Source organism: Anaeromyxobacter sp. PSR-1 (assembly GCF_000964525.1).
Taxonomy (GTDB): Bacteria; Myxococcota; Myxococcia; order Myxococcales; family Anaeromyxobacteraceae; genus Anaeromyxobacter.
In genome coordinates this window covers 1-13,614 of the sequence record NZ_BAZG01000047.1, presented here as the reverse complement: position 1 = coordinate 13,614, position 13,614 = coordinate 1, and the positions used below count along the sequence as shown (strand labels likewise).

The window sequence follows — 13,614 nt, the reverse complement described above, 5'->3', positions numbered from 1 at the left end:
GCATCCTCACCAGGGGAAGCAGCCGAGGAAGCGGGCTCGCGAACCGGAGGTGGCACGTGGAGAAGCGCGAGACGCTGAGCTGCAGCTTCTGCGGCAAGTCGCAGAAGGAAGTGAAGAAGCTCATCGCCGGGCCGACGGTCTACATCTGCGACGAGTGCATCGGGCTCTGCAACGACATCATCGCCGAGGAGATCGCCGGCGAGGAGAAGCGCGAGCAGAAGCTGCGGGTGCCGCGCCCGTCCGAGATCAAGACCATCCTCGACGAGTACGTGGTGGGCCAGGAGCGGGCCAAGAAGACGCTCGCGGTCGCGGTCCACAACCACTACAAGCGCATCGAGAGCCGCGTCTCCATCGACGACGTCGAGCTGCAGAAGTCGAACATCCTGCTGCTCGGCCCCACCGGCTCCGGCAAGACGCTGCTCGCCCAGACGCTCGCCAAGATCCTCAACGTCCCGTTCACCATCGCCGACGCCACCACGCTCACCGAGGCGGGCTACGTCGGCGAGGACGTCGAGAACATCATCGTCAACCTGCTGCAGGCCGCCGATCACGACATCGAGCGGGCGCAGAAGGGCATCGTCTACATCGACGAGATCGACAAGATCGCCCGCAAGAGCGAGAACCCGTCGATCACCCGCGACGTCTCCGGCGAGGGCGTGCAGCAGGCGCTGCTCAAGATCATCGAGGGCACGGTCGCGAACGTCCCGCCGAAGGGTGGCCGCAAGCATCCCCAGCAGGAGTTCCTGCAGGTCGACACCACCAACATCCTCTTCATCTGCGGCGGCGCGTTCTGCGGGCTGGAGCAGATCATCGAGCGGCGCTCCGGCGGGCGCAGCCTCGGCTTCGGCACCGACGTGAAGTCGAAGACCGAGAAGAACGTGGGCGAGCTGCTCGCGATGGTGGAGCCGGACGACCTGCTCAAGTTCGGGATGATCCCGGAGTTCGTGGGCCGCCTGCCGGTCATCACCAGCCTGGAGGAGCTCGACCAGCCGGCGCTGGTGGACATCCTCACCCGGCCGCGCAACGCGCTGGTGAAGCAGTACAAGAAGCTGCTCGAGATGGACGGGGTGAACCTCAAGTTCACTGACGGCGCCCTGGTGGCCATCGCCCGCGCCGCCATGAAGAACAAGGCCGGCGCCCGCGGCCTGCGCGCCATCCTCGAGAACGCGATGCTCGACATCATGTACGACGTGCCGAGCCGCCGGAACGTCCGGGAGATCGTCATCTCCGAGGACGTCGTGGACAAGCACGAGGCGCCGCTCGTGGTGATGCAGAAGGAGGCGGAGTCGGCCTAGGCCGTCCGTCCCTCGACGCTCCTAGGCCGCCGGGGTCGAAGGGTCCGCGTGCACGTAGCGGAACCAGACCAGCCGGTCCACGAACGCGTCGCCGGTGGGCGGGTTCCACCGCGGGGGCTGGCCGGCGTGGCGGGCCTCGAGCTCCCGCGCGAGCCGCCGCGCCTCGTCCAGGTAGTCGCGGCGCAGCGCCGCCGCCTGCGCGTCGGTGACCGGCTCCTCGGCCGGGGTCGCCGGCGGCTCGTCGCGCAGGAGCGCCGCGCGCACCGCCTCCACCGTCAGCTCCACCGGCACCGGATCGGCCGGCGCCGCGTCCAGCGGCCGCCACATCCCGTCGCCCCAGCCCAGGCGGTACAGCGGCAGGAACGCCTCGCCGTGGTCCGCCACCAGCTCCACCGCCTCGAGCAGGAACTCGATCTCCTCGTCGGTGGCCGTGTAGGGCAGGGAGATCCGGACCCAGCCCGGCTTCAGCGCCAGCACGCCGAGCGCGATGGCCCGGCGGAGCTCGCCCGAGCGCTCCGGGCCGATGCCCAGCAGCCGGTGGCCGTACGGCCCCGCGCAGGAGCAGCCGGCGCGGTTCTGGATGCCGAACAGGTGGTCGAGCAGCGCCGAGACGAAGTCGTGGTGCAGCCCCTCCACGTTGAACGAGAGGATGGGCAGGCGGGGCCCGCGCGCCGGCCCGTAGAGCTGGATGCGCGGGTGCCGGCGCAGGCGCGCCATTGCGCGCTCGGCGAGCGCCGTCTCGTGCGCGAGGATGGCCTCGGGGCCCAGCGCCTCCTTCACCAGGAACGCGAGCCCGGCGCGGACGTCGCCCAGGATGTCCGGCGTGCCGCCCTCCTCGCGCTCCGCGAGCCGCTCGGTGTAGTCCACCGAGAGCCGGTCGAACGCCGCCACGTACTCGACGGTGCCGCCGCCGGGCCGCTCCGGCGTGCGGCTGCGGAACAGGTCGCGGTGCGCGACGAGGATGCCGGATCCCTCCGGCCCGCCCGCGAACTTGTGGGTGGACACCACGATGGCGTCGAGCCGCTCGTCCGGGTCGGCCGGGTGCATGTCGATGGGGACGTACGGGCCGGCCGCGGCGTAGTCGGCGCAGGCCAGGAACCCGCGGCGGTGGAGCACGCGCGCGACCGCGCGCACGTCGGTGAGCGCGCCGGTCACGTTCGACCCCGCCGAGAACGCGCCCACGCGCAGGGGGCGTCCGGCGTAGCGGGCCGCCTTCCGGTCGAGGTCGGCCAGGTCCACCTGGCCGTCGCCGTCGAGCTCCACCTCCACCACCTCGGCCACCGACTCGAGCCAGGGCAGCTGGTTCGAGTGGTGCTCGTAGGGGGAGACGAGCACCACCGGCCGCTCGTCCGCCGGGAGGTGGCGCGAGAGGCCGTACGCGCGCTCCAGCGGCTCGGAGATGCGCAGGCCCAGCAGGCCGACGAGCTTGTTGACGGCCGAGGTGGCGCCGCTCCCCACGAACAGCACCACGTCGTCCCGGCCCGCGTTCACGGCGCGTGCGATGGCGTCCCGCGCCGACTCGCGCAGCCGGGTGGTGACCCGGCCGGTGGTGGAGATGGCCGTGTGGGTGTTCGCGTAGAGCGGCCGCGCGGCGGCCACCAGCGCCTCCACGGGCGCGAGCGCCCGCCCGGTCGCGGTCAGGTCGGCGTACGTCACGAGCCGGCGCCCGAAGGGGGTGCGGACGAAGGTACGCCGGCCGATCTCGCCGCGGCGAACGTGCGCGGCCACCTGGTCGAAGGACATGGGTCCCGGCTTGTAGCGGGGCGCGGGACGCCCGACAAGAGCGCGGGCGGGCGGGGGAGCCCGGCCGGTGCGAAACCTGTGTGCGGTCCCGAAGAACGGGGTCGGCCCGGATGTTAAGTGTTAGTCTCTCACCGGCCTCGACGGGCTGCTCCGGGGCCATCAAGGAGCCTGAACACCGTGCCCATTTTCTCGCGCAACGACGACGGGAAGAAGGACGGGAAGAAGAGCCGCACGCTGCCGCTCCTCCCGCTCCGCGACATCATCGTGTTTCCCCACATGGTGGTGCCGCTGTTCGTCGGTCGTCAGAAGTCGATCGCCGCACTCGAGGAGGCCATGGCGCACGACAAGGCCATCCTCCTCTGCGCGCAGAAGAAGGCGAAGACGAACGAGCCCGCCGCCGACGACATCTTCGCGGTCGGCACCGTCGGCTCGATCATCCAGCTGCTCCGGCTCCCCGACGGCACCGTGAAGGTGCTGGTGGAGGGCAAGCAGCGCGCCCGCATCCGCCGCTTCCTCGACTCGGACAAGTTCCTGGTGGTCGAGGCGGACGACATCGAGGAGGAGAGCGAGCGCACGGTCGAGCTCGAGGCGCTGATGCGCTCCGTGCACTCGACGTTCGAGGCCTACGTCAAGCTCAACAAGCGCATCCCGCCGGAGATGCTGACGTCGGTGTCGTCCATCGACGACCCGGCCCGGCTCGCCGACACCATCGTCGCGCACCTCTCCCTCAAGCTGAACGACAAGCAGTCGATCCTCGAGACCGAGTCCCCGGCCAAGCGGCTGGAGAAGCTCTACGAGCTGATGCAGGGCGAGATCGAGATCCTGCAGGTCGAGAAGAAGATCCGGACGCGCGTCAAGAAGCAGATGGAGAAGACGCAGAAGGAGTACTACCTCAACGAGCAGATGCAGGCGATCCAGAAGGAGCTCGGAGAGCGCGACGAGTTCAAGAACGAGATCCAGGAGCTCGAGGAGAAGATCAAGAACAAGAAGATGTCGAAGGAGGCCACCCTCAAGGCCAAGAAGGAGCTCAAGAAGCTCAAGATGATGAGCCCGATGAGCGCCGAGGCCACGGTGGTGCGCAACTACATCGACTGGATCCTCTCGCTCCCCTGGTACGACTACACCGAGGACAAGCTCGAGATCCCCGAGGCCGAGAAGGTCCTCGACGAGGATCACTACGGGTTGAAGAAGCCCAAGGAGCGGATCATCGAGTACCTCGCGGTCCAGAAGCTGGTGGACCGGATCCGCGGCCCCATCCTCTGCTTCGTGGGCCCGCCGGGCGTGGGCAAGACGTCGCTCGCGAAGTCGATCGCCCGCTCCATGAACCGCCGCTTCGTGCGCATCAGCCTCGGCGGCGTGCGCGACGAGGCCGAGATCCGCGGGCACCGCCGCACGTACATCGGCGCGCTGCCCGGCAAGATCATCCAGTCGCTGAAGAAGGCGGGCTCGGGCAACCCGGTGTTCCTGCTCGACGAGGTGGACAAGATGTCCACCGACTTCCGCGGCGACCCGTCGGCCGCGCTGCTCGAGGTGCTCGACCCCGAGCAGAACTTCAACTTCAACGACCACTACCTCGACCTCGACTACGACCTCTCCAAGGTGATGTTCATCTGCACGGCGAACACGATGGCGGGCATCCCGCTGCCGCTGCAGGACCGCATGGAGGTGATCCGGCTCGCCGGCTACACCGACCTGGAGAAGCTCTCCATCGCGCAGCGGTACCTGATCCCGAAGCAGAAGGAGGTCAACGGCCTCGAGCACGTGCCGGTCGAGTTCAAGCGCAGCGCGCTGCGGGCCCTGGTGCACAAGTACACCAAGGAGTCCGGGGTCCGCTCGCTGGAGCGCGAGATCGGCTCGATCTGCCGGAAGATCGCGAAGGACGTGCTGAAGACCGGGCAGGTGGACGGGAAGACGTACGTGGTCAGCGAGCGGATGGTGCAGAAGTACCTGGGCCCGCCGCGCTACCGCTACGGCACCGCCGAGGAGCAGGACCAGGTCGGCCTCACCACCGGCCTCGCCTGGACCGAGCTCGGCGGCGAGCTCCTCACCGTCGAGGCGCAGGTCATGCCCGGCAAGGGCAAGCTCACCATCACCGGCAAGCTCGGCGAGGTGATGCAGGAGTCCGCGCAGGCCGCCATGAGCTACGTGCGCTCGCGCGCCGAGCTGCTCGGCCTCGACAAGCGGTTCCTCGAGAACGTGGACATCCACGTCCACGTGCCCGAGGGCGCCATCCCCAAGGACGGCCCGTCCGCCGGCATCACCATGGCGACGACGCTGGTCTCCGCGCTCTGCCGGATCCCCGTCCGCAAGGACGTCGCCATGACCGGCGAGATCACGCTGCGCGGCCGCGTGCTCCCCATCGGCGGCCTGAAGGAGAAGGTCCTCGCCGCCCACCGCGGCGGCATCAAGAAGGTCCTGATCCCGAAGGAGAACCAGAAGGACATCCGCGAGATCCCGCGCCGCGTCCGCGAGAAGCTGCAGATCGTGCCCGTGGACCACGCCGACGAGGTGCTGCGCGAGGCGCTGGTGCTCGAGCGCCCCGAGGAGTTCCTCGCGAAGCCCGGCGGCCCGAAGCCCGAGGCGCCGTCCGCCGGCGGGGCCGCGGCGCAGGCCTAGCCTCCGCCGCTCGGAAAACTCCGGGGCCGGTCGCGCGCAGGCGCGGCCGGCCTCTTCGTTTGTGGCGCGTACCCGTCCATCAGCGCGTCCCCGAGGACCCGGCGCGCCTCCGCGAGGTTGTGGCCCCGGCAACGGATCCTGAGGTTGTCCTCCGTCGAGCCCCCGCCGCGCGCTCGCGGCACGATGTGGTCGAGCTCGAGCTGGTGCGTGGACTCGCAGCGTTCCCCGGACGCGAGCACGAAGGTGCACCGCCCGCCGTCCCGCGCCCAGACCTCCCGGCGGACGTGGGCAGGGATGTGGTCCGCCTTCGAGGGGCGAGCCTTCTTCTGCGGCCGAGCGATGAGCCCCTTGCGGCGGGCGCGGTCGGCGAGGAGCACGTCGAGGGCGGCCTCGAGGACCTTCTCGCGGGAGGCGCCGGGCATCGCGTGGGAGAGCGCATCGCGGGCAGCGTCGAGCTTCTTCAGGAAGGCCTTGGAGACGGTGAGGTGCATCCGCGCGGAGTCCCCGTCGAGCCAGTCCACCGAGCTGGGCCTGGCGGCAGGGGGCAGCCCAGGAGTGAGCGCCACCGGGCACGCCCCCACGGCTCGCGGTTCGACAGGACCACCGCGAGCGGAATCCGGATGGCCCGCGGGCTCGACCCGGTCGGGTGCGTTTGGTTCGGGCGCCCGAAATGGAATCGGCGCCGAGATGGGCGCCGCCACCGACGCCGGCGCACTGACCGCCCGGACCGGCACGACGACCTCGCGGCGGGGCGGGTTCTCCACGGGCCGGATCGAAGCAGCGACCGCAGCCGCATCCCGGCTCGACAGCCCGAAGAACCGCGGCAGGATCTCGGCGCAGTTGTCGGGGGTCACCACCTTCGCCAGCTCGCAGACGGAGGACAGACACAGCCGGCCGTCCCGGAGCGCGCCCTCGACGGCGGGGTACCGCTGGATGAGCTCGGCGGCGGTCTTCCGGTACTGGGCCGCGCCGGCCGAGAGTCCCAGCTCGCGGCGGAGGAACGAGAACAGCGACGTGTGCCCGCGCTCCCTCCACAGCCCCCTGCGGTCGAACTCCGCGAGGGCGACCAGGAACTCCGCCATGGCGTGGCGCTCGGAGCGAAGGAGAACGACGAGACGCTTCGTGAACTCGAGTGCGGTGTCCATGCACGAAGCATCGCACGCGAATTTCGCGCATCGTAAAACGCGCGAGAACGCCTCAGGGCGCGCGAACGCGAGCAGGGGTCCGCGCCCCCTCGGCTCACGTCCGCGCGCCGCAGCGGCGCCCCAGGAGCGCGCGAGAGGGCTGCGCCCGAACGCCGCTGCTCACGAACGCCGCGCTACGCCTGAACCCGGTCAAGCGTTCACGCGAAGAAAAACGGGTGCACTCTCGGTGCGTCACCCGTGCCCACCTCGCGCACGTTCCGCGTGCCACGCCCCGCGCTCGGGCCTCTCGCGAGCCGATCCCGCCGCCCACGGTTCCGGCACACGGCCCCGCCCCCGGCCGCCCCCGGACCCTCACAGCCATCCGGAAACGTTCGCCCGCCAGCCCCCGCCGCCCCCTCAAGCCCCCCCCCCGCCAGCCCCGCTGCGAATCAGCGAGCGGGCACCCTCGCATAATACCGATGCGCCCCCCGCGCGCTCGGCAGCGGCACCAGCCCGAGCCGCGCCAGGTCCCACCCTGGCGCGCCGTCCTTCACCACCACCCAGCGCCTCGCCACGCGCCGCGCCTCGGCCAGCGCCTCCGGCGCGAGCGGCCGCGCGTCGGCGAGCCGGCGCACCACGTCGAACCCGCCCGGCTCCGCGCGCGCGTGCCGGAACATCGGGTCGAACACCACCACGTCGAAGGACCGGTCCGCCGCGGCGGCGAGGAACGCGGCGTGGTCGGCGCAGCGGATCTCCACCCGCCGCGCCGGCTCGTGCTCCAGCCGGCGCATCCCCTCGCCGGTCCACGCGGCGAGCGCGCGCGAGGACTCGAGGCCGAGCACCTCGCCACGCGGCCCGACCGCGGCGGCGGCGACCAGCGCGTCCGCCCCCAGCCCGGCCGTGCAGTCGAGCACGCGATCCCCGGGCTCGAGACCGGCCGCCTCGGTGAACGGATCGCGATCGGGCGGCGCGGCGGGGCGCCCGGACGCGCGCGCCGCCAGCACCCGCTTCATGCGCAGGACGCCCATCCCCGGCGACCAGGCGTGCTCGGCCCCGCCGGCCACGAGCACCGCGCGCGCCGCGGAGAGCACCAGGGCGGCCTCGCCGCCGGCTGCAGCGACCACGCGGGTGAGCGCCCGCCCGCCGCGGGCGGCGTAGGGCAGGTCGTAGCGCGCCGCGGCGAGCACGGCGTCGCGCTCCTCCTCGGCGGACGGGCGGAGCGGGGTGGTGACGACGAGGCGCACGCCGCCAGGGATGCCCGCTCACGGCGCGGCGCGCAAGGCCCGGCGTGCGCGGGCCGGCGCCGGGCGGGTTGCGCCGGGGCGCGCAGGCGGCGTAGGATGCGTACGTCTTCGCGAACGTTTATATAACTTTTAGAGCAGTCGGAACCGCGGCGCATGAACCGGAAGAACGGCGAGCGGCAGGGCGGCAGGGCGGCCAAGGTCCGCAGCTTCTCGGCCACCGACGAGGACGTGGCGATGCTCGACGCGGTGGCCCGCTACCACGGGTTCTCCAAGTCGGCCACCCTGGTCGGCCTCGTGCGCCGCGAGTTCTGGCGCCTCTTTCCCGCCGGCACGGGCGACATCAAGCCCGCGCGCGGCGCCCGGGTGAAGCCATGACCCTGCCCCTCGTCCCCATCCACGATCCGGTCGCGAACCCGGGCACCGGCAGCGACCTCCCCGCCGCCGAGGTGGCCGGGCTCGAGGCGGAGATCCGCGCCCTGGCGAAGGAGAAGGACGCGGTCATCCTGGCGCACAACTACCAGCTGCCCGAGGTCCAGAACGTGGCCGACCACGTGGGCGACTCGCTGCAGCTCGCCATCGTGGGCCAGAAGGTGCCGCAGTCCACCATCGTCTTCTGCGGCGTGCACTTCATGGCCGAGTCGGCCAAGGTGCTCGCGCCGGACAAGCGGGTGCTCCTGCCGAACCTGTCCGCGGGCTGCTCCCTGGCGGACTCGATCACCGCCGAGTCGCTGGAGGACTGGAAGGCGCGCTACCCCGGCCACGCCGTCGTCACCTACGTGAACTCCACCGCCGAGGTGAAGGCGCTCTCGGACATCTGCTGCACCAGCGCGAACGCCGCCTCGGTGGTGCGCTCGCTGCCGCAGCAGAAGATCCTGTTCACGCCGGACCGGAACCTGGGCCGCTGGGTGGCGGCGAAGGTGCCGGAGAAGGAGGTGGTGGTCTACGACGGCTGCTGCCCCGTGCACGACGTGCTGCGCTCGGCCAACGTCGAGAAGGTGCGCGCCAGCCGCCCCGAGGCGGTGGTCATCGCGCACCCGGAGTGCCGCGCCGACGTGATCGACATCGCCGACGTGGTCTGCTCCACCACCGCGATGATCTCCGCGGTGGAGAAGTTCCCGTCGGCCCGGACGTTCATCGTCGCCACCGAGCACGGCATCGTGCACCAGATGAAGAAGCGCTGGCCGGACCGCGAGTTCATCGTGGCCGACGGCTGCATCGGGTGCCGGATGCACTGCCCCTACATGAAGATGATCGACCTGCTCATGATCCGCGACGCGCTGGTGCGCGGGAAGCACGAGGTCAAGGTCGAGCCCGACGTGGCCGCCGGCGCGCGCCGCGCGCTGGAGCGGATGATCGCGGTGCCGCGGGACGCGTGAGCCCGGCGCGGCCGCCGCGGGCCCTCCCGCGCGCGCCCGCCGGCCCGCCGCCTACCCGCCGATGGCGAAGTAGACCACGAACGCGATCGAGGCCCCGATCATGAGCGGGTGGACCTCGCGCGCCTTGCCGCCGGCGAGCTTCAGGAGCACGTAGGAGACGAAGCCCGCGCCGATGCCGTTCGTGATCGAGTAGGTGAACGGCATCACCGTCACGGTCAGGAACGCCGGGATCGACTCGGTGGGGTCGTCCCAGGCGATCGCGCCGACGTCGCGCATCATCATGTAGCCGACCAGCACCAGCACCGCCCCGGTGGCCTGCGGTGGGACGATGCCCGCGAGCGGCGAGATGAACAGGCACAGCGCGAACAGCGCCGCCGTGGTCACCGAGGTGAGCCCGGTCCGGCCGCCCGAGGCCGCGCCCGCGGCGCTCTCCACGTAGGTCGTCGCCGAGCTGGCGCCGGCGAGCCCGCCCGCGATCGCGGCGAGGGAGTCCACCATCAGCACCGTGCTGGCGCGCGGGAAGTTGCCCTTCTCGTCGAGGTACTTCGCCTCCTGGCCCACCGCGACCACCGTGCCGACGGTGTCGAAGAAGTCGGAGAGCATGATCGAGAACACCGCCAGCGAGGCGGCGAGCGGGCCGAGCACGGCGACGAACGAGAAGTCCACCTGGCCGAGCATCGAGAAGTCCGGCAGGCCGAAGATCGAGGTGGGCAGGTTGGCGACGTGCGGGGCGAAGCCCGCGCCGCCGAACGCCGCCTTCGCGGTGACGGCCACCGCGGTCGAGATCGCGATGCCGATGAGCAGGGCGCCGCGCACGCCGCGCGACACCAGCCAGGCGGTGAACACGAGCGTCAGCGCGAACAGCACCACCGGGAACCCGGTGAGCCGGCCCGCCGCGCCCTCCGGGCCGAGCTGCAGCAGCGCGCCGCCGGCCGAGATGAAGCCCGCGGCCTTGAAGCCGATGATGGCGAGGAACAGGCCGATGCCGATGCCGATGGCGCGCTTCAGCGTCATCGGCACCGCGCGCACCACCGCCTGCCGCAGGCCGGTCGCCACCAGCAGCGTGATGAGCACGCCCTCGGCCACGATGACGCCCATGGCCTGCGGGTAGGTGAGCTTCTTGCCCAGCACCAGGCCGAACGCCACCACCGCGTTCAGCCCCATCCCCGACGCGAGCGCGAGCGGCAGGTTCGCGAACAGGCCCATGGCCGCGGTCATGACCGCCGCCACCAGCGCCGTCGAGGTGAGGATCGCCGCGAAGTGGCCCGCGCCCGCCGCGCTCCCGAGGATCTCCGGGTTCACGAACAGGATGTACGCCATCGTCATGAACGTGGTGGTGCCGGCCAGGATCTCGCGGCGCACGGTGGTGCCGCGGGCGCGGAGGCCGAAGAAGCGATCGAGGGCGGAGGCGGGAGCGGTCACGGCGGTCTCCTTGAGGCGGCGGAGGATACCAGGGGCCCTGGGCGGGGCGGCGCGGCAAAATGGACGGGCCCGGGCGCCTCGGCGGCACCCGGGCCCGTGGCGATCCGTCCCGCTACTTCGTGCTGCGGGTGCCGCCCGGCGGGGTGGCCGCCCCGGCGGTCCCGGCCGGCCCGGCGCCGAGCTCCGAGACGAGGCGGTCGGCGCCGTAGATGCGCTGCAGCGCGTGGACGATGGCGGACGAGTGGACCGCCACGGCGCGGTTCGCCGAGTCGTCGAACCCGTAGTCGCCGCCGAGCGAGGCCAGGTTGCCGTCGAAGGCCAGCCCCACGATGCGGAGGTCGCGGTCGAACACCGGCGAGCCGGAGTTGCCGCCGATGATGTCGTTGTCGGTGACGAAGTCGAGCGGCGTGGCCAGGTCGAGGCGGGGCTTCGCGTCCAGCCAGCTCTTCGGGAGCGCGTAGGGCTCGCTGCCGGTGTGGCGCTCGAACGCGCCCGCGAAGGTGGTGAACGGCGGCACCTCGTGCCCGTCCTGCTTCCAGCCCTTCACCTGGCCGTAGGAGAGCCGCGGCGAGAAGGTGGCGTCCGGGTAGATGGTCCGGCCGTAGACGGCGAACCGGGCCTGCGCGATGAGCGCCTGGTTCCGGGTCTCGACCGAGTCCACCTCGTCCTCCCACCGCGTGCGGATCGCGCGGGCGTCGGCGTCCGTGGCGCGCGCGAGCGCGATGAGCGGGTCCTTGCTGGCCTCCACCGCCGCCGCGCCGCCCTCCCAGAGCGCCTTGCGGACCGCCGGGTCGCGCAGCGCCGTGCCGGCCACCGCCTTGCGCGCGACCTCGGCGGGCGAGGCGGTCCCGAGCGCGTGCTTCACGGCGGCGTGATCCGTCCCGAGCCGCTCGCGCACCTTCTCCAGCCAGAACCCGAGCCGGACGGTCTCGTAGGCCGCGTCGATGGGCGCGGCGCTCGTGACGCGGTCCGCCAGCGAGGGGAGGGCGGTGTCGCGGTACTCCTTCAGCCGCTCGCCGTCCGGCTTCTTCCGCTCCTCCGCCGCGCGCACCAGGTGCCGCGCCATCCAGAACAGGTCGCCGCCGAGCCGGGTGCGCCCCGAGGGGAAGAGCTCGAGCCAGTCGTAGGGGACGTCGAGCGCGCGCGCCCGCACCTGCGCGGCCGCGATGCGGTCCCAGGCCGGGAGGTACTTCCGGGCCTTCGCCGGATCGCGGCGCAGCGCGGCGCGGAGCCGGTTCTCGTCCGCCACCTTCGACGCGAAGAACGCCGGATCGCGGAGCGCGGCGAGCTGGCCGCGGCGCGCCTTGACGCTGTTCTCGTTGTAGAAGAGCCGCGAGGTGGAGACGCGCTTCGCCTCCGGGCCGGTGAGCTGGAAGCCCGTGAGCAGGCCGCGCTCCTCCGCCAGCCGCTCGAGCGCGTCGGGCAGGGCGTGGTCGCGCACGTACTCGAGCTGCGCCACCGTGAGCAGCCGCTCGGTCTTGCCGGGGTTGCCGGACACGAACGTGAGCGCGCCCGCCGGGGCGCCGGCCGGCGACCAGCTGAAGTGGTCCGGGGTGGGCGCCGGCTTGCCGTCCCGGTACACGCGGATGAACGCGACGTCGAGGTCGTACCGCGGGAACATGAAGTTGTCGGGGTCGCCGCCGAAGAACGCGATGGCGAACTCCGGCGCGAACACGAGGCGCACGTCGTCGTAGCGGCGGTACTGGTACAGGCTGTAGACGCCGCCGTGGTACAGCTCCACCAGCTCGCAGCGCAGGGCCGGGTCGCCGCCCTGGCACTCCTTCTCGATCGCGGCCTTCTGGGCGACGAGCGCGGCGTTGAAGCGCGCGCCCTCCAGCCCCGCCAGCGCGCCGTGCACGCGCTTCGTCACGTCGGTGATCCGGAGCAGCTGGTCCACCTGCATCGCGGGGCAGCGCAGCTCCTCCGCGCCCGAGCGCGCGAGGTATCCGCTCGCCACCAGGTCCTTGCCGGCGCTGGAGAGATCCTCCACGCACCCGTGCACGCAGTGGTGGTTCGTCATGATCAGGCCGCCGTCCGACACGAACGACGCCGAGCAGCCGCCGGCGAGGCGGGCGGAGGCGAGCCGGGCGCGCTCGAGCCAGGCCGCGGAGGGATCGAAGCCGTACTTGCGGGCCACGCGATCCGACGGGAACGCGTCGTAGGTCCACATGCCCTCGTCGGCGCTGCCGGCGAGCGGGGTGGCGAGGAGGAGCGCGAGCAGGAGTCGCTTCACGAGGTGGGTCTCCGGGCGAGTCGGACCGGCCCGGAGGGGCGGCCCGATCGAGGTTGAAACAGCATCGTACGGAGGAAAGGTGCACTCGGACGTGACACACGGCGAGGGGGCGGCGCCCCTTCTGGCCCCGGGGCCGACCCCCGTGCCAGCCGCCTGCGCGATCAGGGGCGTCGTGCACTGTGCGTGAACCCGGGCTCGGCGTCGAACCTCCTGGGAACACGGAAGAAAAGAGGCGCTCGCTCGCCCGGCGGCAGGTTTGACACCCCCTCGGCAAGCCGCCTATAAGGGCGGACGATGAACCGGCTCAAGCTCTGGCTCTATGCGCTCATCGTGGTCGGGGCCGGTGCGGCCGCCCTCCACCTCCTCACCTCCGACCTCCGGGCGAGCGCTCTGCGCCAGCTCGACGGGCGGCTCCAGGCCGGCGCGGCGCGGCTCGCCGCGTCGCAGCACGCGCTGCAGGCGGAGGCGAACGGGGTGGCGACGCTCGCGGCCCGCGACGCCGCGCTGCTCCAGGCCCTCGCCCCCGCTGCGGCCGTCCCCGCCGGGAAGGCGCGGGGCGTC

9 protein-coding genes and 1 pseudogene are annotated in these 13,614 nt (G+C 72.1%); 5 read left to right on the top strand and 5 right to left on the bottom strand.

Translation table 11 applies throughout. The annotated features are described in order from the left end of the window. The first annotated feature begins 56 nt into the window (after positions 1 to 56). Complete coding sequence (clpX, locus tag PSR1_RS09725) at positions 57 to 1,295, top strand: ATP-dependent Clp protease ATP-binding subunit ClpX (RefSeq protein WP_011422401.1); 1,239 nt, start codon at positions 57 to 59, stop codon at positions 1,293 to 1,295. A gap of 21 nt (positions 1,296 to 1,316) precedes the next feature. Here the strand turns inward: clpX and PSR1_RS09720 are convergent, their stop codons facing one another. Continuing rightward, the gene (locus PSR1_RS09720; protein WP_059437401.1) at positions 1,317 to 3,038 is read right to left on the bottom strand and encodes an aminotransferase class V-fold PLP-dependent enzyme; all 1,722 of its coding nucleotides are present in this window, start codon (positions 3,036 to 3,038) and stop codon (positions 1,317 to 1,319) included. Between the two features lie 183 nt (positions 3,039 to 3,221). Between PSR1_RS09720 and lon the strand changes: the two genes are divergently transcribed. After that, positions 3,222 to 5,654, top strand: coding sequence for an endopeptidase La (lon, locus tag PSR1_RS09715; RefSeq protein ID WP_059437416.1), 2,433 nt, complete (start codon positions 3,222 to 3,224; stop codon positions 5,652 to 5,654). Here lon and PSR1_RS09710 read toward each other — a convergent pair. Together PSR1_RS09710 and PSR1_RS09705 are read right to left on the bottom strand one after the other, a co-directional pair. Further along, positions 5,651 to 6,799, bottom strand: a complete 1,149-nt coding sequence (locus tag PSR1_RS09710; protein WP_059437400.1) for an HNH endonuclease — start codon at positions 6,797 to 6,799, stop codon at positions 5,651 to 5,653. The genes lon and PSR1_RS09710 overlap by 4 nt on opposite strands. 428 nt (positions 6,800 to 7,227) lie before the next feature. Further along, the gene (locus tag PSR1_RS09705) at positions 7,228 to 8,022 is read right to left on the bottom strand and encodes a class I SAM-dependent methyltransferase (protein WP_059437399.1); all 795 of its coding nucleotides are present in this window, start codon (positions 8,020 to 8,022) and stop codon (positions 7,228 to 7,230) included. Positions 8,023 to 8,175: 153 nt separating this feature from the next. On the opposite strand from PSR1_RS09705, the gene PSR1_RS09700 reads away from it, so the two are divergent. Together PSR1_RS09700 and nadA are read left to right on the top strand one after the other, a co-directional pair. Further along, entirely contained in the window at positions 8,176 to 8,397 is a 222-nt protein-coding gene (locus tag PSR1_RS09700) for a hypothetical protein (protein ID WP_041453656.1), read from the top strand. Then, a complete protein-coding gene (nadA, locus tag PSR1_RS09695; RefSeq protein WP_059437398.1) occupies positions 8,394 to 9,398 on the top strand; it encodes a quinolinate synthase NadA in 1,005 nt (334 codons plus the stop codon). Before PSR1_RS09700 ends, nadA begins: the two co-directional genes overlap by 4 nt. Before the next feature lie 51 nt (positions 9,399 to 9,449). Here nadA and PSR1_RS09690 read toward each other — a convergent pair whose 3' ends face one another. Next, positions 9,450 to 10,820 carry an NCS2 family permease gene (locus PSR1_RS09690; RefSeq protein ID WP_059437397.1) on the bottom strand — a complete coding sequence of 457 codons (1,371 nt, stop codon included), beginning with the start codon at positions 10,818 to 10,820 and terminating at the stop codon, positions 9,450 to 9,452. A gap of 112 nt (positions 10,821 to 10,932) precedes the next feature. Continuing rightward, on the bottom strand, positions 10,933 to 13,053 hold the full coding sequence (locus PSR1_RS09685; RefSeq protein ID WP_059437396.1) for a S46 family peptidase: 2,121 nt from the start codon (positions 13,051 to 13,053) through the stop codon (positions 10,933 to 10,935). A gap of 294 nt (positions 13,054 to 13,347) precedes the next feature. Between PSR1_RS09685 and PSR1_RS09680 the strand changes: the two are divergent. Beyond that, positions 13,348 to 13,614, top strand: a pseudogene (locus PSR1_RS09680) (hypothetical protein); the annotation flags it as partial.

What these genes read in the sequence shown, in the direction of transcription:
- PSR1_RS09720 (WP_059437401.1), bottom strand. Translation starts at nt 3,038, where the DNA reads ATGTCCTTCGACCAGGTGGCCGCGCACGTTCGCCGCGGCGAGATCGGC.
- PSR1_RS09710 (WP_059437400.1), bottom strand. Translation starts at nt 6,799, where the DNA reads ATGGACACCGCACTCGAGTTCACGAAGCGTCTCGTCGTTCTCCTTCGC.
- PSR1_RS09700 (WP_041453656.1), top strand. Translation starts at nt 8,176, where the DNA reads ATGAACCGGAAGAACGGCGAGCGGCAGGGCGGCAGGGCGGCCAAGGTC.
- nadA (WP_059437398.1), top strand. Translation starts at nt 8,394, where the DNA reads ATGACCCTGCCCCTCGTCCCCATCCACGATCCGGTCGCGAACCCGGGC.